This is a genomic window from Streptomyces sp. NPDC044984 (assembly GCF_040646935.1).
In the GTDB taxonomy this organism is placed as follows: Bacteria; Actinomycetota; Actinomycetes; order Streptomycetales; family Streptomycetaceae; genus Streptomyces.
The window spans coordinates 220,873-240,583 of record NZ_JBEZBE010000007.1 but is presented as its reverse complement, the minus strand read 5'-3'; the positions used below and the strand labels follow the sequence as shown (position 1 = coordinate 240,583).

The following is a 19,711-nucleotide window of genomic DNA, read 5'->3' as shown; positions in this document are numbered from 1 at the left end:
TTCCTTTCATCGATAACTTGAGGGCCGGGGTGTGCCGGCGTCTGCCGTATCGCCGCCCCTTGTTATATGCAGTACTGCAGTACTCCGGAAAGCAAACCGCTTTTGCCGTAAAAACACAAACCCCTGGCAGAGACCTGCCGCCCGCATCCGGCGCGGAAACGTGCGCGTTTCGGACATAGGGCACCGCTCACAGATCACAGATGCAGAAGCATCCGACTGTTGCCCAAGGTGTTCGGTTTCACGCGTTCGAGGCCGAGGAACTCCGCGACGCCCTCGTCATAGGAGCGCAGCAACTCCGCGTACACATCGGTGTCGACGGGCGTCTCACCGATCTCCACGAAGCCGTGCTTGCCGAAGAAGTCCACTTCGAAGGTCAGGCAGAATACCCGCCGAACGCCGAGCCAGCGGGCGGTCTCCAGCAACTTCTCCAGCAACCGGTGCCCGACGCCCGCGCCCTTCAGGCCCGGCTTCACGGCGAGAGTGCGGACTTCCGCGAGGTCTTCCCACATCACGTGCAGGGCGCCGCAGCCGACCACCTCCGCGTTGTCGTCCCGTTCCGCGACCCAGAACTCCTGGATGTCCTCGTAAAGCGTCACCGTTGCTTTGTCGAGCAGGATGCGCCCGCGGACGTAGGCGTCAAGGAGCCGGCGCACGGCGGGGACGTCGCTGGTGCGGGCCCGTCGGACCGTGATGGCTTTTGCGGGGACTTCAGGGCTGTCTGCGGACATGTGCGGACGCTATCGTCCGCTCCGGCCCTCTGTGGAGCCGGGGTTCTCGTCGGCGGGGGTTTCCGGGAGCTGGACGATGCGGACCGCGTCGGTGAGAGCCTGACGCTGTTCCTCGCTCATCATGCCGAAGAACGCGACGAGAGCGGCGGCGGCGTTGTCACTCTGCGACCACGCTTCGTTCATCAGCGCGGCAGCGTAGGCGGCGCGAGTGGAGACCGCCTCATATCGATAGGCCCTGCCTTCCGCCTCTCGGCGCACCCAGCCCTTCTGATGGAGATTGTCCAAAACGGTCATCACCGTGGTGTACGCGATGGACCGTTCCTTCTGAAGATCTTCCAGGACTTCCCGAACGGTCACCGGGCGGTTCCACTTCCACACCCGCGTCATGACCGCGTCTTCGAGTTCTCCCAATGGGCGAGGCACAACTCAGAACAATAGTGGCGGATCATGACAATGGCGTGTCGAACGGGCGCGATCGGCGACAAACCTGAACAAAAAGGGCGTACGACCTGGGGTCGTACGCCGGGAGGGGGTGGCTGGGGTCAGGCTTCGCTCTCGGGGGCGGGCCGGGAGCCCTGCGCCCGCGCGAGGGCCGCGTCGACCGCGGCGTCCTCCTTGGTCTTGTTGGCGCCGCCCTGGGTCTTCACGATCACCCGGATCACGCCGAAGAAGAAGACGGCCATGACGGCCGGGGGGAGGAGCGCGGAGACGTAGTCCATGGGTCCAGGGTAGGACAGCGGGGGCCGTCAGCCGACGGCCAGGTGCCGGTCCGGCGGGGGCGGAGCGGGTTTGCGGCGGGGGAAGACCTCGCCGGGGGTGGGGATGGGGCGCTCGGGGTGGGGGGCGGGCACGGGCGTGGGGGCGGGCGCAGGCGCGGGAGTGGGGTTCGGCCGGGTGGCGGGTGGCTTCCGGGACGGGTCCGGCTTCTTCCGCGGGTCCTCGGTGGCCGCGCGGCCTCCGGGGAGGGCCAGGAGGAGGGTGCGCCGGCAGTGGTGCAGGAGGGCGGCGGCGGTGGGGTTGCCGTGCAGGGCCCGGAGGGCGGCCAGGTCGTCGGCGTGGGGGCGGTATCCGGCGCCCAGCGCCTCCTCCAGGAGCGCGAGGTAGCCGGCGGCGGTGCCGGGGAGGGCGGCGCGGTAGCGGCCGAGATCGGCCAGGAGGAAGGCGCGCAGCCGGGCACTTTCCCGCGTTGCCTCGTCGAGGTCCGCGGCGAGGCGGAGGCAGTCCTGGAGGTCGTCGGCCGGGGCGGGAGTGGAGGTGGGGTACAGGGCGAGGGCGAGAGCGCGGCGGAGCACGCGCAGCTCCTCGGCGCCGAACGCCATGCCGCCGCGGGGTCCGTAGGGCGTGGGCATGCCCCGACGATACGCGCTAATCGGACAAACACGACGTGTGGCGCTGGTGTGGCGCCGATTGCCACCCGGGTGGGCGGGATGCCTGGCGCGCAGCGTCCGGTCCGGTGGGGCGGGCGTAGCGCCTACGGCCGGTGGGTGGGTCGGGGCCGTGTCGGGGTGTCCGCCCTCGGACCGGTGCGGATCACGTTGTCCGGTGGGGCTGAGGGCGCGGACGCGCCGGCCACTGCGGGCACCCGCCCCCGCCCCCTTCCCGCCGTACGCGGCTGCCGCTTCCGCCCGCTCCTGTCGCTTCCGCGGGCAGTCGTGCCTCCCCAGTGCCTTGAAGGCCTGGGAGGTGCCCCCGGGGCGATGGGGGTCCCCCCGCCCGAGCGCAGCCGAGAGTGGGGGAGGGTGGGCGATGGGGGTACCTCCCGCTCATGGGGGTCCCTCCCGCTCGAGCGAAGCCGAGAGTGGGGGAGAAGCCGAGAGTGGGGGAGGCACCCCGCGAGCGCCGGGCCGCGCGAACACCCCCGGCCCACCCCGACGCGGTGCACCCGCAAAGCGCCGGGCCGCGTGGACGCCGCGCGCGTTACAGACGTGACACGTTGCGTTCGTACACCAGGCGCAGCCCGACCAGCGTCAGCCACGGCTCGTGTTCGTCGATGACCGAGCTCTCGCCCAGCACCATCGGCGCCAGCCCGCCCGTCGCGATGACCGTCACGTCCTCGGGATCGTCCGCCAGCTCACGGGCCATCCGGTTGACCACACCATCGACCTGGCCGGCGAATCCGTAGATGATGCCGGACTGCATCGCCTCGACCGTGTTCTTGCCGATCACGCTGCGGGGACGCGCCACCTCGATCTTCCGCAGCTGGGCGCCGCGGACGCCGAGTGCCTCGACGGAGATCTCGATGCCGGGGGCGATGACGCCACCGACGTACTCCCCGCGCGCGCTGACCGCGTCGAACGTCGTCGCCGTGCCGAAGTCGACGACGATCGCCGGACCGCCGTAGAGGTCGACCGCCGCGACCGCGTTGATGATGCGGTCCGCGCCGACCTCCTTGGGGTTGTCGGTGAGGATGGGGACCCCGGTCTTCACGCCCGGTTCCACGAGGACCGCGGGGACGTCGCCGTAGTAGCGGCGGGTCACCTCGCGGAGTTCGTGCAGGACCGACGGGACCGTCGCGCAGATCGCGATGCCGTCGATGCCGTCGCCCAGCTCGTCGCCCAGCAGCGGGTGCATGCCCATCAGGCCCTGGAGGAGGACCGCCAGCTCGTCGGCCGTGCGGCGCGCGTCCGTGGAGATGCGCCAGTGTTCGACGATGTCGTCGCCGTCGAAGAGGCCCAGGACGGTGTGCGTGTTGCCCACGTCGATCGTCAGCAGCATGGCCGGTCCTACTCCGCCGCTCGCAGGTCGAGGCCGATGTCGAGGATCGGCGAGGAGTGGGTGAGGGCCCCCACCGCCAGGTAGTCGACGCCCGTGTCCGCGTACGCCTTCGCGTTGGCGAGGGTGAGGCGGCCGGAGGCCTCCAGGGCGGCGCGGCCGTCGACGAGGGCCACCGCCTCCTCGCACTCGCCGGGCGTGAAGTTGTCCAGCAGGATCAGGTCGGCGCCGGCGTCCAGGACCTCGCGGAGCTGGTGCAGGGTGTCGACCTCGACCTCGATCGGCACGTCGGGGAAGCGTTCGCGGACCGCGTTGAAGGCCTCGGCGACACCGCCGGCGGCCACCACGTGGTTGTCCTTGACCAGGGCCGCGTCCGAGAGGGACATGCGGTGGTTGACGCCGCCGCCGCAGCGCACGGCGAACTTCTCCAGGCTGCGCAGGCCGGGAGTGGTCTTGCGGGTGTCGCGGACCCTCGCCTTGGTGCCTTCGAGGACGTCCGCCCACGCGCGCGTGGCGGTCGCGATGCCCGACAGGCGGCACAGGAGGTTCAGGGCACTGCGTTCCGCGGTGAGGAGGTCGCGGGTGCGGGTCGTGACGGAGAGCAGGGTCTGGCCCGCCTCGACGCGGTCGCCGTCCTCCGCGTGGCGTTCGACCTCGAACTCCTCCGTGCAGACGACCGACATGACCGCCTCGGCGATCCGGAGACCGGCCACGGTGCCCGCCTCCCGCGCGGTGAAGTCGGCGGTGGCGACGGCGTCCTCCGGGATGGTCGCGACCGTGGTCACGTCCACGCCGTGGGCCAGGTCCTCCTGGAGGGCCACGTTGGCGATGTCCTCGACCTCGACGGGGTCGAGGCCCGCGTCGGCCAGGAGCTGGGCGAGCGCGGGGTCGAGGCCGCACTCCAGGTAGGTCTCCTCGTCGGCGCCGCAGGCGCAGCCGTCGCCACAGCCGCCGGAGGAAACGAGGGGAAGGTCGGGGGTGGTCACTGCTGTCACTGCTCCTGGGCCTGGGGGAGGGTCGGGGGGAAGTCTGTGGTGTCGGTGGTGTGCGCCGCCAGCGATCGGTCCGGATTCAGCCGTACGACGATGTGGCGGCGCCAGGTCGTGTCGTCGCGCTCGGGACGGTCCTCGCGCCAGTGGCAGCCGCGGGTCTCCTCACGCCGCAGCGCGGCGGCGACCAGGACGCGGGCCACGCACAGGAGGTTGGTGGCCTCCCAGGTGTCGACTCCGGGCTCGGCGGTCTTGCCGTTCTCGTCGAGGGCGTCGCGCGCTTCGGCGTGCAGGTGGTGGAGACGGTCGGCGGCCTCGGAGAGCGACGCCTCGGAGCGCAGGACGCCCGCTCCCCGGGTCATGATCCGCTGGATGGTGAAGCGGGCCTCCGGGGGGAGGAGGGGGTACGCGGGGCGCTCCGTGGCGGGGAGCGGTTGCGGCACACGCGGGTGGAGGGTTCCGGTGCGCGCGATGTCGGCGGCGATGCGCTCGGCGTAGACCAGGCCCTCGAGGAGGGAGTTGGAGGCGAGGCGGTTGGCGCCGTGCACGCCGGTGCAGGCGACCTCGCCGCACGCGTACAGGCCGGGCACGGTGGTGCGGCCGTGGGAGTCGGTGCGGACGCCGCCGGAGGCGTAGTGGGCGGCCGGGGCGACCGGCACGGGCTCGGTGACCGGGTCGATGCCGTGCGCGCGGCAGGCCGCGAGGATCGTGGGGAAGCGGTGCTCCCACATCTCGGCGCCGAAGTGGCGGGCGTCGAGGTACATGTGCTCGGCGTCCCGCTCCCGCATGCGGCGCATGATGCCCTTGGCGACGATGTCGCGCGGGGCGAGTTCGGCCAGTTCGTGCTGTCCCCGCATGAAGCGCACGCCGTCGGCGTCCACCAGGTGGGCGCCCTCGCCGCGCACCGCCTCGGAGACGAGCGGCTGCTGGCCTTCCGCGTCCGGGCCGAGGAAGAGGACCGTGGGGTGGAACTGGACGAATTCGAGGTCGCTCACCTCGGCGCCCGCGCGCAGGGCGAGGGCCACGCCGTCGCCCGTGGAGACGGCGGGGTTCGTGGTCGCCGAGAAGACCTGGCCCATGCCGCCGGTCGCCAGGATCACGGCGGGCGCGTGGACCGCCCCCACGCCGTCGTGCTGGCCCTCCCCCATGACGTGCAGGGTGACGCCGGCGGTGCGGCCGTCGGCGTCGGTGAGGAGGTCGAGGACGAGCGCGTTCTCGATGGTGCGCGTCCCGCGTGCGCGGACCGCCTCGACGAGGGCGCGGGAGATCTCCGCGCCGGTGGCGTCGCCGCCCGCGTGGGCGATGCGGCGGCGGTGGTGGCCGCCCTCGCGGGTGAGGGCGAGGCCGCCCTCGGTGGACTCGTCGAAGTGCGCGCCCGTCTCGATGAGGCGGCGTACGGCGTCGGGGCCCTCGGTGACGAGGATCCGGACCGCTTCCTCGTCGCACAGGCCCGCGCCGGCGACCAGGGTGTCGTCCAGGTGCTGCTCGGGGGTGTCGCCCTCGCCCAGGGCCGCGGCGATGCCGCCCTGGGCCCAGCGGGTGGAGCCGTCGTCGAGGCGGGCCTTGGTGACGACCACCGTCGTCAGTCCTGCGGCCTCGCAGCGCAGGGCGGCGGTGAGGCCGGCGACGCCGGAGCCGACGACCACGACGTCCGCGTCGATGGACCACCCGGACGCGGGCGCGTGCAGTCGTATGCCTGTGCTGGTCACGAGGCGGCTCCGAAGGTTCCGAAGGTCAGGGGGATGTTGTCGATCAGGCGGGTGGTGCCCACGCGGGCGGCCACGGCGAGGACGGCCTCGCCGGTGAAGTCGTCGCCGATCTCGGTGAAGTCGGAGGGATCGACCAGGGCCAGGTAGTCCAGGACGAGGGGCGGCGTGAGGCGGGCGGCCTCGTCGAGGACCAGGCGGGCGGCGGCGCGGACGGCCGCCGGGCCGCCGGCGGTCGTGGCGACGGCGTGCGCGTCGGCCGCCGCGCGGGACTCCCCCATGGCGCTGAGCGCCTCGGCACGCGCGCGCGTGGAGGGCACCTCGCTGGCCCGCGCGCGCAGCGCCTGCTGGGCCGCGTGCCGGTCGCGGCCCGCGAACAGGGCCTGGGACAGGGCGAGCGCGGTGCGCCGCTCGGCGGCCGAGAGGTAGCGGTTGCGGCTGGACAGGGCGAGCCCGTCCTCCTCGCGGACGGTGGGCACGCCGACGATCTCGACGCCGAAGTTCAGGTCCCGCACCATGCGGCGGATCAGGGCGAGCTGCTGGGCGTCCTTCTGGCCGTACAGGGCGACGTCGGGGCGGGTGAGGTGGAGCAGCTTGGCGACGACGGTGAGCATGCCGTCGAAGTGGCCGGGGCGCGCGGCGCCCTCCAGGCGTTCGCCCATGGCCCCCGCGCGGAGGGTGACCTCGGGCCTGCCGCCCGGGTACATCTCGTCGGCCGACGGCGCGAACACGATGTCCGCGCCCGCCTCCTCGGCGGTCTTGAGGTCGGCGTCGAGGGTGCGCGGGTAACGGTCGAGGTCCTCGCCCGCGCCGAACTGGAGCGGGTTGACGAAGACGGTGACGATCACGAAACCGCCGCGGCCGACGTGTTCACGGGCGGCGCGGATCAGCGTCGCGTGGCCCTCGTGCAGGGCGCCCATGGTCATCACGACGGCGGTGCGGCCCGGCACGGCGAAGTGCCCCAGGACGTGGTCCAGCTCGTCGAAGGTGGGTACGAGTTCGAAGTCGGGCTTCATCGGTCTCCCCGGTTCTCGGGCAGCTCCGCTCCGTCGGCGAGCACGCCCAGCAGGTCTTCGGCAAGTTCGGGCTTCAGCAGGCCGTGGGCGAGGGCGCGGTCGGCGGTCGCGCGGGCCATCGCCAGGTAGCCGGCGACGGCCCCCGGAGCGTGCCGGCGCAACTCGGTGACGTGCGCGGCGACCGTGCCCGCGTCACCGCGCGCGACCGGGCCGGTGAGGGCCGCGTCACCGGAGCGCAGGGCGTTGTCCAGGGCGGCGCCGAGCAGCGGGCCGAGCATCCGGTCGGGCGCGGTGACACCGGCGGCGCGCAGCAGCTCCAGGGACTGGGCGACCAGGGTGACCAGGTGGTTGGCGCCCAGGGCGAGGGCCGCGTGGTAGAGCGGGCGGTTCTCCTCGGCGATCCATTCCGGCTCGCCGCCCATCTCGACGACGAGGGCCTCGGCGGCCAGCCGCAGCTCCTCGGGGGCGGTGACGCCGAAGGAGCACCCGGCGAGGCGCTGCACGTCGACGGGGGTGCCGGCGAACGTCATCGCGGGGTGCAGGGCGAGCGGCAGGGCGCCGGCTCGCAGGGCGGGGTCGAGGACCTTCGCGCCGTACCGCCCGGAGGTGTGCACCAGCAGCTGGCCCGGCCGCACCGCGCCGGTGTCGGCGAGTCCGGCGACCAGCTCGGGCAGGGCGTCGTCCGGGACGGTCAGCAGGACCAGCTCGGCCCGCTGGAGGACCTCGGCGGGCGGCACCACCGGCACGTCGGGGAGCATCCGCTCGGCGCGCCTGCGGGAGGCGTCGGAGACGGCGGAGACGGCCACCGGGCGGTGCCCGGCGAGCTGGAGGGACGCGGCCAGGACGGGGCCCACGCGTCCGGCGCCGACGACGCCGACGGTGAGCCGCGCGGGGCGGCCTCGGGGATCTGGCTGTGGGGTTGTGTTCACGCGACGGCGGCCTTCCCGTTCCAGTCCGCTCGGGGTACCGGACGATTTCTCGTCATGTTAACGCGATCGGTTCCGGGGGCGGTCGGTTGTCCACAGGCTGTGGGTTTCCGTGCGCCGTCGTGGCACACGCGCGTGCGGAAATGGTGCGGCCCGCGCGCGTGCGGCGTGGGCCTCCGCGCGTACGGACCTGCGCGCACGGAAACGGGGGTGCCCGCGCGGACGGGGGCACGGGATGATCGCGCGCATGAGCGATACGGACGGCACGAATGACACCACGACGGTGCGGGACGGGAGGGAGCCCGGCCCGGAGGCGGACGGCGAGTCGCGGCCGACGTTGCGCGAACGGCGGATCGCCGCCTGGCGCGGAGCCCCGCGCGTGCTCGCGCGCCTCGGCTTCGTCGCCCCGCTCCGGGAGCGGCTGGCCCTGCTGGAGGCCGCGGGGGATGTGTACGACCTCGACGAGATGTCCGACATCTACGGCAACGGTGTCGTCGAGGCCCTGGAGAAGCGGGTCGCCGGTCTGCTCGGCACCGAGGCCGCCGCGTTCTTCCCGACCGGCACGATGGCCCAGCAGGTGGCCCTGCGCTGCTGGGCGGGCCGCACCGGCGACCCCGCGGTCGCGCTGCACCCGCTCAGCCACCCTGAGGTGCACGAGCGGAACGCGTTCAGCCAGCTCAGCGGGTTGCGGCCGGTACGGATGACGAGCGAGCCCCGGCTGCCCAGCGCCGAAGAGGTCCGCGACTTCGAGGAGCCCTTCGGGGCGCTGATGCTGGAGCTGCCGCTCAGGGACGCCGGCTTCGTGCTGCCCACGTGGGAGGAGCTGACGCAGGTCGTGGACGCCGCGCGGGAACGCGACGCGGTCGTGCACTTCGACGGGGCCCGGCTGTGGGAGTGCACCGAGCACTTCGGTCGGCCGCTGGAGGAGATCGCAGGCCTCGCGGACAGCGTCTACGTGTCCTTCTACAAGTCCCTCGGCGGGTTCGGCGGCGCGGCCCTCGCCGGTCCCGCGAGCCTGATCGAGGAGGCGCGGGCCTGGCGGCACCGGTACGGGGGCAACGTGTTCCAGCAGTTCCCGACCGCCCTGTCGGCGCTGATCGGCCTGGACCGGGAGCTGCCCCGGCTGCCGGAGTACGTCCGGCACGCGCGCGTGGTGGCCGCCGCGCTGCGCGAGGGCCTGGAAGCAGGGGGGTTGCCCTGGTTCCGCGTGCACCCCGAGGTGCCGCACACCCACGACTTCCAGGTGTGGCTGCCGTACGACGCCGATGTCGTCGTCGAGACGGTGATCCGGGCGGCCGAGGAGACGGGGACCGTGCTCTTCGCCAACCACTGGGACTCGAAGGGGCCGGGGCTGTCCTTCACGGAGGTGTACGTGCGTTCCGCGGGGCTGGAGTGGACGGCCGGGGACGTACGCGCGGCGGCGGTGGAGTTCGCGCGGCGACTGCTGCAGGTCTGAGGGCTTACTCGCCCCCGCCGCCCCTTCCCGTCCCGGGGCTCCGCCCCGGACCCCGCTCCTCGAACGCCGGAGGGGCTGGGATCAGCCCGTCCGGCGTTCGAGGACGAGGCCCGTTCAGGGCCGAAGGGGTCCGGGGGCGCAGCCCCCAGGGACGGGACGGGAAGGGGCGGCGGGGCGAAGAGAACTCCGTTCAGGCCCGGCGCGGGCGGGGTGCACCATGTGGGCATGAGCGTGAGCATCGACATCACGGGGCTGCGTCCGGAGAGGGTCGCCGTCGTGCCCTCCCCCCTGGCCGAGCTCGGCATGGCGCTGCACGCGCTGTCCGAGCCGTCGCACCACCCGGGGCTCCAGGGCTGGGTGACGGGCGTGACCGCGCGGCTGGACCCGCACCTCGCGGACCGGATGTGCGAGGCGGACTTCCTGTGGCGGACGACGTTCTCGGACCTGTTCCTGCCGAGCGCCGGCATACCGGGCCGCGTGACGCTCCCGGGCGGGACGCTCGTCGAGGAGCTGGACCTGCTGGACAAGCTGTCCGACGAGCAGTTCGTGGGCGCCGCACTGGAGTTCACCTGCGCGCTCCCCTACGGTGCTCCCGGCGCGGGCCCGCTCACCGACGAGGGGCTGCGGCGCCGCTCGCTGGAGCTGGCCGCCGCGCGGGGGCCGCGCCAGACGGAGTTCACCGAGCGGCTGCTCGCCGACCCGCCGCGGATCAGGGCCTGGCTGCGGCAGTTCCTCCAGGACTGCGACGAGGCGTTCTTCGCCGAGGCGTGGTCCCGGCTGCGGCATCAGCTCGCCGCGGACACCCGCCACAAGACCGACCTGCTCCGGCACAAGGGGCTGGCCGAGGCGCTGGCCTCGGTGTCCCCCGCGGTGACGCTCGACGGGACCGGCGGGCGGATCAGCGTGGACAAGCTGGGCGACGGCCGGACGGCCACGGGTGACGGCGGGCTGCTGCTGATCCCGACCAGCCTCGGCTGGCCGCACCTGATGGTGCTGCACCGGTACGGCTGGCAGCCGGTGCTGCACTACCCGGTCGGCTCCGCCGAGCCGGCCGCCCCGCCGACGGTCGAGCAGCTGGCCCTGCGGATGACCGCGCTGTCCCACCCGGTCCGCATGCGCATGTGCCGCAACCTCGCCCGCAGCGCGTACACCACCGGCGAGCTGGTCCAGGTGCACGGCATGACGGCGCCGGAGATATCCCGGCACCTGGGCGTGCTGAAGAAGGCCGGCCTGGTCACCACGCGCCGCCGTGGGCGTTACGTGCTGCACCAGCTGGACGTGGCGGTCGTGGCCCGGCTCGGCAGCGACTTCCTGGAGGGGATCCTGCGCTGAGGGCGCGTACGGCGCCGGTCAGTCGAAGCGGATGTGGCGGATGCCCACCCCCGCCTGCCGCAGCCGGGTCCGCAGCCGGCCCTCGTGGTGGGGGAGCAGCTTCAGCCCGGCCAGGACGGCGATGCGGTCCGCCGTCTTCGGCACCGTGGTGCGGTCGGTCCACAGGTGTTCGGCGAACTCCGGTTCGCTCAACCGCTCCAGGCAGTGGTCGAGCCGCCGCACCGCCCAGCTCTCCCGGCGCGGCGCCTCCCTCCCCCGCGCGTACCGCACGAGGTGGCCGAAGCCGCGCTCGCGCAGCCGCCGCAGCACCGTCGCGCGCTCGGCGAGGAGGGTGAAGTGGCGTACGTCGTGCCCGAGTTCACGCAGCCGGCCGACGGTCTCCGCGAAGTGCCCGGAGTCGGTGACGGTCATGGGGGCGATCACCACGCCGTCGTGCCCGGTCAGCGCGAGGTCGAGCACCTCGACGACGCCCTGCCGCCAGGCCCGCAGGTCCTGGAAGTCGCCGCGCAGTCCGGGCGGCAGCATGCGGTGCAGGCCGAACCCGGGGTGCTCCGGGTCACAGATGACGCTGCCCGGCAGGCGGCGCCGTATCTCGTGTGCGGGCACCCGTCGGACGGATCGCCGCCCCCGAAAGGGCCGTTGATCCACAGCAGCATGCGCGCACCCTACCGGCGCGCGGCCGTCCGTTCAGCCGTGTCCGCCGGCCCGTACCAGACCCGTCTCGTAGGCGAGGACCACCACCTGCACCCGGTCGCGCAGGCCCAGCTTGGTCAGGATGCGGCCCACGTGGGTCTTCACGGTCGCCTCGGAGAGCACCAGCCGGGCCGCGATCTCGCCGTTGGACAGGCCCTGCGCGACCAGCACCATGACCTCCCGCTCGCGCTCGGTGAGGCGTTCCAGCTCCTTGTGCTCGGGCTGCTTGCCCGTGCTGGGCAGCATCGGCGCGAACCGGTCCAGGAGCCGGCGGGTGGTGGAGGGGGCGACCACGGCGTCGCCGCTGTGCACCGCGCGGATCGCGGCGAGCAGCTCGCTCGGCGGCACGTCCTTGAGCATGAAGCCGGACGCGCCCGCCTTGAGCCCGGAGAAGGCGTACTCGTCGAGGTCGAAGGTGGTGAGGATCAGCACCTTCGGCGGGTCGGTGTCCGCGCAGATCCGGCGGGTCGTCTCCACACCGTCGAGCTTGGGCATGCGGACGTCCATCAGCACCACGTCGACGGCGGTGGACCGCAGCACCTCCAGGGCCTCGACGCCGTTGCCCGCCTCCGCCACGACGTCCATGTCCGGCTGGGCGGCGAGCACCATCCGGAACCCGGTGCGCAGCAGCACCTGGTCGTCGACGAGCATCACGCGGATCGTCATCGGGGCCTCTTCCATTCGGTCGTCAGGTCGTCGCAGAGGGTGTGACAGGTGTCAACAGGGGGCGTGCGCGGGCGTCAATGCGCGGGTTTGAGCGGCAGCAGCACACTGATGCGGAATCCTCCGCCGGGACGCGGGCCCGCGTCCAGGGTGCCGCCGACCATGCCGACCCGCTCGCGCATGCCGATCAGGCCGTGGCCCTGGCCGTCGAAGCCGCCCTCCTCGTACAGCTCGTGCGGGGCGCCCTTGCCGTCGTCCTCCACGAGGAGGCCGAGACCGTCGTCGAAGTACACCAGGCGCACGCTGGCGCCCGCGTTGGGCCCGCCGTGCTTGCGGGTGTTGGTGAGCGCCTCCTGCACGATGCGGTACGCGGTGAGCTCGACACCGCTGGGCAGCGGGCGCGGAGTGCCCTCGACCTTGAAGTCCACCGGCAGTCCCGACCCCCGGCACTGCTCGACGAGGTCCTCGATCTGCTGCACGTCGGGCTGCGGCACGTACTCCCCGGCCTCCTGGTGCTCGCCGGTGCGCAGCACGCCCAGCAGGCGGCGCATCTCGGCGAGGGCCTGGCGGCCGGTGGAGGAGATCGTCTCCAGGGCCTTCTTCGCCTGGTCGGGGGCGGCGTCGAGGACGTAGGCGGCGCCGTCGGCCTGCACCACCATCACCGACACGTTGTGGGCGACGACGTCATGCAGCTCGCGGGCTATCCGGGCGCGTTCGGCGGCGACCGCGACCTTGGCCTGCGCCTCGCGCTCCTTCTCCAGCCGGGCGGCCCGCTCCTCCAGCTGCGCGAAGTACGCGCGGCGGGTGCGGATGGAGTCGCCGAGCACCCAGGCGAGGGCGAAGGGCACGGCCTGGAGGACCATCACGGCGATGTTGGTCGCCACGCCCACGTCCTCGGTGGGCCAACGCAGCTGCGCCAGCGGGGCCGCGCACAGGCCGGCGGCCAGCGCGAGGCGGGAGGCCCAGCGGGCGCCGACCGCCGCGACCGTGTAGACGATCACCAGCAGGGCGAAGTCGGCGGGCAGCGTCGCCACGTCCGTGATCAGCTGCCCCGCGCCCACGACGAGGGCGAGGACCAGCATCCGCTCGGGCATCCGGCGGCGCAGCGCGACGACCAGCGACAGCAGCAGCGCGACCGGCACGGTGAGCGCGGGCAGTTCCGTCCCCCGGGCCTCCTCCATGGTCGCCCCGCCGAGGACGGAAATCCCGAACAGGACCACGGCCCAGAAGCCGTCGACCCATGTCGGGTGTCTGCGGAGGAAGTCGTAGAGGCGCTGCACGTAACCCAGCGTAGGGAAGCGAAATGCGTGCAGGGGTCAACCGGAGGGCCGATCCCCGGTCGGCACGTGTACTCCGCAAGGTGGAGGCCCGGCACGTCCGCGCACTTAACCTGGGCCGGTGACGACGGTGACGGCGGTGACGGCGGTGACGGCGGGGGTGTGGAACCGGTGACGGCAGAGGCTGCGGAGGGCGGCGGCGGGCGGGGCTGGCGGGCGGCGGCCCAGGACGCCCTGTACGGTCCTGGCGGCTTCTACCGCGGGCCCGGCGCGGGCCCGGCCGGGCACTTCCGTACGTCCGTGCACGCCTCGCCGCTGTTCGCCGGCGCGGTGGCGCGGCTGTTGTGCCGGGTCGACGAGGCGCTGGGGCGGCCGGCGGTGCTCGACTTCGTGGACATGGCGGCCGGGCGGGGCGAACTGGTCACCGGTGTCCTCGCCGCGCTGCCCGCCGACGTGGCGCCGCGCGTACGCGCGTACGCCGTCGAGCTCGCCGGCCGGCCCGCCGGGCTGGATCACCGGATCGAGTGGCGGGCCGAGCCCCCGGAGGGGATCACGGGACTGCTCTTCGCCAACGAGTGGCTGGACAACGTGCCCGTGGAGGTCGCCGAGGTGGACCCCTCGGGCGTACCGCGGCTGGTGCTGGTGCGGGAGGACGGGACGGAGCGGCTCGGGGAGCCGGTCGCGGGCGCGGCGGCCGAGTGGCTGGCACGGTGGTGGCCGCTGGGGGCCGGGGAAGGGCTCCGCGCGGAGATCGGGCTGCCCCGGGACCGGGCCTGGGCGTCGGCCGTCGGCACGCTCGCGCGGGGGCTCGCCGTCGCCGTGGACTACGCGCACACGGCCGCCGCGCGGCCGCCGTTCGGGACGCTCACCGCGTTCCGGGAGGGGCGGGAGACGACGCCCGTGCCGGACGGGTCGTGCGACCTCACCGCGCACGTCGCCCTGGACGCGTGCGCCGCGGCCCCCGCGCTCCCCGGCACGCGCCTGCTGACCCAGCGGGACGCCCTGCGCGCCCTGGGCGTCAGCGGCGCACGCCCCCCGCTCACGCTGGCATCCACCGACCCGGCCGGGTACGTACGCGCCCTCGCGGGCGCCGGCGAGGCCGCCGAACTCACCGCGCCGGGCGGACTCGGCGACTTCGGGTGGCTGGTGCAGCCGGTGGGGACCGCGGACGTACGGGACCTATTTGTCGATGTCGCCGACGACGAAGAACATTGACCCGAGGATCGCCACCATGTCCGCGACCAGTGTCCCCGGCAGCAGTTCGGTGAGCGCCTGGATGTTGTTGTACGACGCCGAGCGCAGCTTCAGCCGGTACGGGGTCTTCTCGCCCTTGCTGACCAGGTAGTAGCCGTTGATGCCGAGCGGGTTCTCGGTCCACGCGTACGTGTGCCCCTCGGGCGCCTTGAGCACCTTCGGGAGCCGCTGGTTGACCGGGCCCGGGGGCAGCTCGGCGAGCCGGTCGAGGCAGGCGTCGGCGAGGTCGAGGGCGTTGTGGGTCTGCTCCAGGAGGCACTCGAAGCGGGCGAGGCAGTCGCCCTCCGCGCGGGTCACCACCTTCAGGACGTCGCCCAGTTCGCCGTAGGCGAGGTACGGCTCGTCGCGGCGCAGGTCGAAGTCGACGCCGGAGCCCCGCGCGATCGGCCCGCTCACGCCGTACGCGTGCACCGCCCGGGGCGACAGCACGCCGACGCCGCGCGTGCGGCCGCGGAAGATCTCGTTGCCGAGCACCAGGTCGTCGAAGCGGTCCATGCGCGAGCGCACGTCGGTGACGGCGGCACGCGCGCGTGCCGTCCAGCCCGCCGGCAGGTCCTCCTTGAGGCCGCCCACGCGGTTGAACATGTAGTGCATGCGCCCGCCGGAGACCTCCTCCATGACGTGCTGGAGCTCCTCGCGCTCCCGGAAGGCGTAGAAGATCGGGGTGATGCCGCCCAGTTCCAGCGGATAGGAGCCGAGGAACATCAGGTGGTTGAGCACCCGGTTCAGCTCCGCGAGCAGCGTGCGCAGCCACACCGCGCGCTCGGGGACCTCCATGCCGAGCATCCGCTCCACGGCGAGGACCACGCCCAGCTCGTTGGAGAACGCCGACAGCCAGTCGTGGCGGTTGGCCAGCATGATGATCTGGCGGTAGTCGCGGGCCTCGAACAGCTTCTCCGCGCCCCGGTGCATGTAGCCGATCACGGGCTCCGCGCGGACGATGCGCTCGCCGTCCAGGACGAGCTTCAGCCGCAGCACGCCGTGCGTGGACGGGTGCTGGGGTCCGATGTTGAGCACCATGTCGGTGCTCTCCGCCGCGCCGCCGATACCGACCATGGTCTCCGTCGTAGGAGTCATGAACACAGTCTCCCCTACGTACGCTGACCCTATGGAGACGGGGAGTCCGCACGGTACGGGGACGGCGGGAACGGGCGGGCCGGCGGCCTCGGGCGACGGGGAGCCGGTGTGGATCGCGCTGCCCCCGGGGCTGCTGCGGATGCGGAGGTTGCTGCTGGTGGTGTGGCTGGGGCTGCTGACCCTGGCCACCGCGCTGGTGCCGGGGCTGCTGGCGGGGCCCGGCTGGGCCGCCTTCGCGTTGCTGCCGCTGGCCCTGCTGGTCTGGGGCTGGGTGCTGCTGGAGCGGAACTGGCGTTCCTGGCGGTACGCGGAGCGCGCCGACGACCTGCTGATCAGCCGGGGCGTGCTGTGGCGCGAGGAGACGGTCGTGCCGTACGGGCGGATGCAGCTGGTCGAGGTCACCTCCGGGCCCGTGGAACGGCACTTCGGGCTGGCCAGCGTGCAGCTGCACACGGCCGCGGCGGCGAGCGACGCCACCATCCCCGGCCTCGACCCGGCCGAGGCGGAGCGGCTGCGCGACCGGCTCACCGAGCTCGGCGAGGCCCGATCGGCGGGGCTGTGACGGCCCCCGACGTCCACGGGGACGTACGCGACCGGCCGCCCGTGACCGAGCGGCGGCTGCACCCCGTCACGCCGCTCAGGCGGGCGTGGGCGCCCGTCGCGGTGCTGATCGGGTGGGCGCTGCACGACCCCGACCAGGCGCAGCGCCAGCTGACCCGGCTGACGACCACCACCCTGCTGATCGGTCTCGCCGTACTCATCCCGGCGGCCGCCCTCTACGGCTTCCTGACCTGGTGGTTCACCCACTTCGCGGTGACCGAGAGCGAGCTGCGCATCCGGACCGGGCTGCTGTTCCGGCGCACCGCGCACATCCGCCTCGAGCGGATCCAGGCCATCGACGTCACCCAGCCGCTGCTCGCGCGGGTGGCGGGCGTGGCGAAGCTCAGACTCGACGTCATAGGCACCGACAAGAAGGACGAACTCGCCTTCCTGGGCGCCGACGAGGCGCGTGCCCTGCGCGCGGAACTCCTCGCGCGGGCGGCGGGTTTCGCGCCGGAGACCGCGCACGAGGTGGGCGAGGCGCCGTCCCGGCAGATGCTGCGGGTGCCGCCGGGCGTCCTCGCCGTCTCCCTGCTGCTGACCGGGGCGACCTGGGGCTGGCTCCTCGTCGCCGCCGTCGTGGTGCCGCTGCTGTGGACGGCCACCCACAGTCTGTGGACGGTGCTCGCCGCGGCCGTGCCGCTGCTCGGCGCCGCGGGTGCGAGCAGTGTGGGCCGGTTCGTCGCCGAGTACGACTGGACGCTGGGCGAGTCGCCCGACGGGCTGCGCATCGACCACGGGCTGCTGGACCGGGCGCACGAGACGGTGCCGCCGGGGCGCGTGCAGACCGTGCGGCTGGTCGAGCCGCTGCTGTGGCGGCGGCGCGGCTGGGTGCGGGTGGAGCTGGACGTGGCGGGTTCGCCCAACTCCCTGCTGCTGCCGGTCGCTCCGCGCGAGCTCGCCGAGTCGGTCGTCGCACGGGTGCTGCCCGGGGTGAGCGTGCCCCCGCGCGAGGCGCTCTCCCGGCCGCCGCGCCGCGCGCGGTGGTGCGTCCCGTTGTGGTGGCGGGGCTACGGACTCGCCGTCACCGACGCGGTGTTCGCCGCCCGCCACGGACTGCTGCGACGCAGCCTGTCCCTGGTGCCGCACGCCAAGGTGCAGAGCGTGCGGCTGGCCCAGGGCCCCTGGCAGCGGGCCCGGGGCGTCGCCGACGTCCACGTGGACACCGGCGCGAACAAGTCGGTGACGGCCCGCCTGAGGGACGCGGCGGAGGCGGCCGCCCTCCTGCGGTCCCAGGCGGAGCGCTCCCGCACCGGACGCAGGGACGCCCGCCCGGACCGCTGGATGGCCTGACCCGCCCGGATGGTGCACGAGGGCGGGGAAAGGCCGCGCACCGGCCGTGGGAGCCCGTCCCGGCCGTCGGACGGCCGCGTCCGCACGCGTGCGGGTGCGGGTGCGGGTGCGGGTGCGGGTGCGGTGGAACGCCGACGGGCCCCGCGCGGTGTGCGCGGGGCCCGTCGGGGTGGCCTGTGGTTCAGGCGCTCGCGCTGCGCAGGCCCTCGACGTCGATGTGTTCCGTCTCGTCGTGCGCCGTCAGGTCGATGACCTGGCCGACACCGCGCGCCTCCTCGTCGACGGGCTTGAACCCCGCCTCGGCGTCCGCCTTGTGCAGCGCGAGCGCCTCCTGGCCGACGACGTCGGCGAGGTCCTCGTTCTGCACGGCCTCCAGGGCGGCGCCGTCCGTGTCCTTCTTCGTCCCGAAGAAGTCGAAACCGCCCTCGGACACCGGTCGCCGTGCCGGTGTGGTCGGCGGTACGACCGCCACCGCCGTCGGCACGGTGAAGTGCCCGGAGGGCTGCCGTACGGGCTGGGCCGGGGAAGCGGCCGACGCGGGGGAGGCGGTCGTGCGCTCGTGCTCGTCGACCGCCTCGGTCCGCCCCTCGGCCTCGCCCTCCTGCGCCCTCTCCTGCTCGGACCGCCTCGTGGACTCGGGGCCGCCGTCCTCGGGACCCTCGGGGGCGCCGTCGCCCTCCGGGGAGCCGTCGTCCTCAGGGCTCGTGGGGGCGCCGTCGTCCTTCGGGGAGCCGTCGTCCTTCGGCGTGCCACCGGTCCGGGCGTCATCGGCCGGGCCGGGCGCCTCGTCGGCCCGTACGTCCGTGCCGGCGCCGTCCTCCGCGGCGTCCGCGGCGTCCGCGAGCCGCGCCAGCGCCGCGTCGGCGCGCAGGAACAGCTTCGAACCCTCCGGCGAGAAGACGGAGGGAGCCGCCGGCGCCTCCCCGGCGACGGCCTCGTCCCGCTCCACCGTCCCGAACGCCGCCGCGGGCGCCTCCGCGTCGTCGGGTGCCTCCGACGGTCCCGCCGGCAGGGCGCGGGCCGGAACCGCGGCTTCTATCTCGAGTACCCGGCGCTCCTCCAGAACGCTCGCCCGGTCGACCTCCGACGCGGCGTACCGCCGCAGCAGAGCCGCGTGCTCGTTGCGCAGCCCGGCGAGTTCCGCGCGCTTGGCGCGCAACCGCTGCTCCAGTTTCGCCCGCAGCTCACGCGACTCCTCGAGGTCGGACTCCAGTTCGGCGATCCGCTCCTCGAAACGCCATTCGTCGCTCGCACGCGCGCGCGTGAGATCGGCGACGCGTTTGCCCGCCTGGGTGTCCCAGTGCCGCATGACGACGGCGCCGCCGATCGCCGTGGCCGCGGCGGCCGCGGCCAGGACACGGAGCACCATCGGTTGCGTGAACACCCAGGGCCCCAGGGCGCAGGCGACGGACACGCCTGCGATCGCCGACGGGGGCAGCATCCTGTGCAGGGGAGGGGAATGACGGTGACGTCCACGTGGCATGGCCAGAAACTTACCGCGCGTAGGCGAATGTTGGTGCCCCGCCCCGTAAAAACAAAGCCACACCGAGGCTTTCACAGGGCATCAGGGAACGCACACCACACGTGAATAGACGTATTGCCCAATTATCAAGATCATTTATTGCTCCGTGAACCGCCCGCCGAACTCCACCCGGTGAACTCCCGTTTCCCCGGCAGCTTTGCCCGCGCGGTGAACCCCTCCCCCGAAACACCGCCCCGGAGAGCGCGATGTCACCGGATGTCCGAATCGGCATCGGCGCGCAGGCCCCACGCGGAGCCACGGGGTGTGGCCGGCCGGGGCACGCTCCCCGTCCTCCGCCGCCATGGGCCGCTCGGAGACGGCGGCGAGGCACGGGCCCGGGAGACCGGACCGGACATCCGGGAACCCGGCGGCGAGGCGGCGGCGGACGTCCGGGACTCCTCCCGCGCCACAGCCGGCCGCGGGACCCGGGCACAACGTGTCCGTGCCCCGGAAGGACCCTGGACGCC

At 73.6% G+C, this 19,711-nt stretch carries 18 protein-coding genes and 1 pseudogene; 5 read left to right on the top strand and 14 right to left on the bottom strand.

Annotated features, from left to right (window positions below; translation table 11 throughout):
* Window positions 1-194 precede the first annotated feature (194 nt).
* The 9 genes from AB0A94_RS10640 to AB0A94_RS10600 all read right to left on the bottom strand — a co-directional run bounded on the left by AB0A94_RS10640 (window position 195) and on the right by AB0A94_RS10600 (window position 8,080).
* Window positions 195-728, bottom strand: coding sequence for an amino-acid N-acetyltransferase (locus AB0A94_RS10640; RefSeq protein WP_217130703.1), 534 nt, complete (start codon window positions 726-728; stop codon window positions 195-197).
* A gap of 9 nt (window positions 729-737) precedes the next feature.
* Window positions 738-1,151 carry a BlaI/MecI/CopY family transcriptional regulator gene (locus AB0A94_RS10635; RefSeq protein WP_217130704.1) on the bottom strand — a complete coding sequence of 138 codons (414 nt, stop codon included), beginning with the start codon at window positions 1,149-1,151 and terminating at the stop codon, window positions 738-740.
* Between the two features lie 119 nt (window positions 1,152-1,270).
* Window positions 1,271-1,447 (bottom strand): hypothetical protein, encoded by a 177-nt coding sequence (locus tag AB0A94_RS10630; RefSeq protein ID WP_361741888.1) that lies wholly within the window; start codon window positions 1,445-1,447, stop codon window positions 1,271-1,273.
* A gap of 27 nt (window positions 1,448-1,474) precedes the next feature.
* Window positions 1,475-2,077, bottom strand: coding sequence for a hypothetical protein (locus AB0A94_RS10625; RefSeq protein ID WP_361741885.1), 603 nt, complete (start codon window positions 2,075-2,077; stop codon window positions 1,475-1,477).
* Window positions 2,078-2,645: 568 nt separating this feature from the next.
* Complete coding sequence (locus AB0A94_RS10620) at window positions 2,646-3,443, bottom strand: type III pantothenate kinase (RefSeq protein ID WP_361741882.1); 798 nt, start codon at window positions 3,441-3,443, stop codon at window positions 2,646-2,648.
* An 8-nt stretch (window positions 3,444-3,451) separates the two neighbouring features.
* Window positions 3,452-4,426, bottom strand: a complete 975-nt coding sequence (gene nadC, locus AB0A94_RS10615) for a carboxylating nicotinate-nucleotide diphosphorylase (RefSeq protein WP_361742003.1) — start codon at window positions 4,424-4,426, stop codon at window positions 3,452-3,454.
* 5 nt (window positions 4,427-4,431) lie between these two features.
* A complete protein-coding gene (locus AB0A94_RS10610) occupies window positions 4,432-6,138 on the bottom strand; it encodes an L-aspartate oxidase (protein ID WP_361741879.1) in 1,707 nt (568 codons plus the stop codon).
* The gene (gene panC, locus AB0A94_RS10605) at window positions 6,135-7,151 is read right to left on the bottom strand and encodes a pantoate--beta-alanine ligase (protein ID WP_361741876.1); all 1,017 of its coding nucleotides are present in this window, start codon (window positions 7,149-7,151) and stop codon (window positions 6,135-6,137) included. The genes AB0A94_RS10610 and panC overlap by 4 nt, the downstream gene beginning before the upstream one ends.
* Complete coding sequence (locus AB0A94_RS10600; protein WP_361741873.1) at window positions 7,148-8,080, bottom strand: DUF2520 domain-containing protein; 933 nt, start codon at window positions 8,078-8,080, stop codon at window positions 7,148-7,150. Before AB0A94_RS10600 ends, panC begins: the two co-directional genes overlap by 4 nt.
* Before the next feature lie 232 nt (window positions 8,081-8,312).
* Here AB0A94_RS10600 and AB0A94_RS10595 point away from each other — a divergent pair, with 232 nt between their 5' ends.
* On the top strand, window positions 8,313-9,533 hold the full coding sequence (locus AB0A94_RS10595) for a beta-eliminating lyase-related protein (RefSeq protein ID WP_361741871.1): 1,221 nt from the start codon (window positions 8,313-8,315) through the stop codon (window positions 9,531-9,533).
* A gap of 225 nt (window positions 9,534-9,758) precedes the next feature.
* Window positions 9,759-10,865, top strand: a complete 1,107-nt coding sequence (locus AB0A94_RS10590; protein WP_361741868.1) for a DUF5937 family protein — start codon at window positions 9,759-9,761, stop codon at window positions 10,863-10,865.
* Window positions 10,866-10,883: 18 nt separating this feature from the next.
* On the opposite strand, the pseudogene AB0A94_RS10585 reads toward AB0A94_RS10590, so the two are convergent.
* The 3 genes and pseudogenes from AB0A94_RS10585 to AB0A94_RS10575 all read right to left on the bottom strand — a co-directional run bounded on the left by AB0A94_RS10585 (window position 10,884) and on the right by AB0A94_RS10575 (window position 13,501).
* Window positions 10,884-11,521, bottom strand: a pseudogene (locus AB0A94_RS10585) (ATP-binding protein).
* Between the two features lie 31 nt (window positions 11,522-11,552).
* Window positions 11,553-12,224: a response regulator transcription factor gene (locus AB0A94_RS10580; RefSeq protein WP_361741866.1), complete on the bottom strand. Its 672-nt coding sequence runs from the start codon at window positions 12,222-12,224 to the stop codon at window positions 11,553-11,555.
* A 74-nt stretch (window positions 12,225-12,298) separates the two neighbouring features.
* A complete protein-coding gene (locus AB0A94_RS10575) occupies window positions 12,299-13,501 on the bottom strand; it encodes a sensor histidine kinase (protein ID WP_361741863.1) in 1,203 nt (400 codons plus the stop codon).
* A 168-nt stretch (window positions 13,502-13,669) separates the two neighbouring features.
* On the opposite strand from AB0A94_RS10575, the gene AB0A94_RS10570 reads away from it, so the two are divergent.
* On the top strand, window positions 13,670-14,713 hold the full coding sequence (locus tag AB0A94_RS10570) for an SAM-dependent methyltransferase (protein ID WP_361741860.1): 1,044 nt from the start codon (window positions 13,670-13,672) through the stop codon (window positions 14,711-14,713).
* Here the strand turns inward: AB0A94_RS10570 and AB0A94_RS10565 are convergent.
* Window positions 14,678-15,829, bottom strand: coding sequence for an NADH-quinone oxidoreductase subunit D (locus tag AB0A94_RS10565; protein ID WP_361741858.1), 1,152 nt, complete (start codon window positions 15,827-15,829; stop codon window positions 14,678-14,680). The genes AB0A94_RS10570 and AB0A94_RS10565 overlap by 36 nt on opposite strands.
* Before the next feature lie 31 nt (window positions 15,830-15,860).
* Between AB0A94_RS10565 and AB0A94_RS10560 the strand changes: the two genes are divergently transcribed.
* A complete protein-coding gene (locus tag AB0A94_RS10560; protein WP_361741855.1) occupies window positions 15,861-16,391 on the top strand; it encodes a PH domain-containing protein in 531 nt (176 codons plus the stop codon).
* Complete coding sequence (locus tag AB0A94_RS10555) at window positions 16,388-17,722, top strand: PH domain-containing protein (protein WP_361741852.1); 1,335 nt, start codon at window positions 16,388-16,390, stop codon at window positions 17,720-17,722. The genes AB0A94_RS10560 and AB0A94_RS10555 overlap by 4 nt, the downstream gene beginning before the upstream one ends.
* 181 nt (window positions 17,723-17,903) lie before the next feature.
* Here the strand turns inward: AB0A94_RS10555 and AB0A94_RS10550 are convergent, their stop codons facing one another.
* Window positions 17,904-19,163 carry a hypothetical protein gene (locus AB0A94_RS10550; protein WP_361741849.1) on the bottom strand — a complete coding sequence of 420 codons (1,260 nt, stop codon included), beginning with the start codon at window positions 19,161-19,163 and terminating at the stop codon, window positions 17,904-17,906.
* Between the last annotated feature and the right edge of the window lie 548 nt (window positions 19,164-19,711).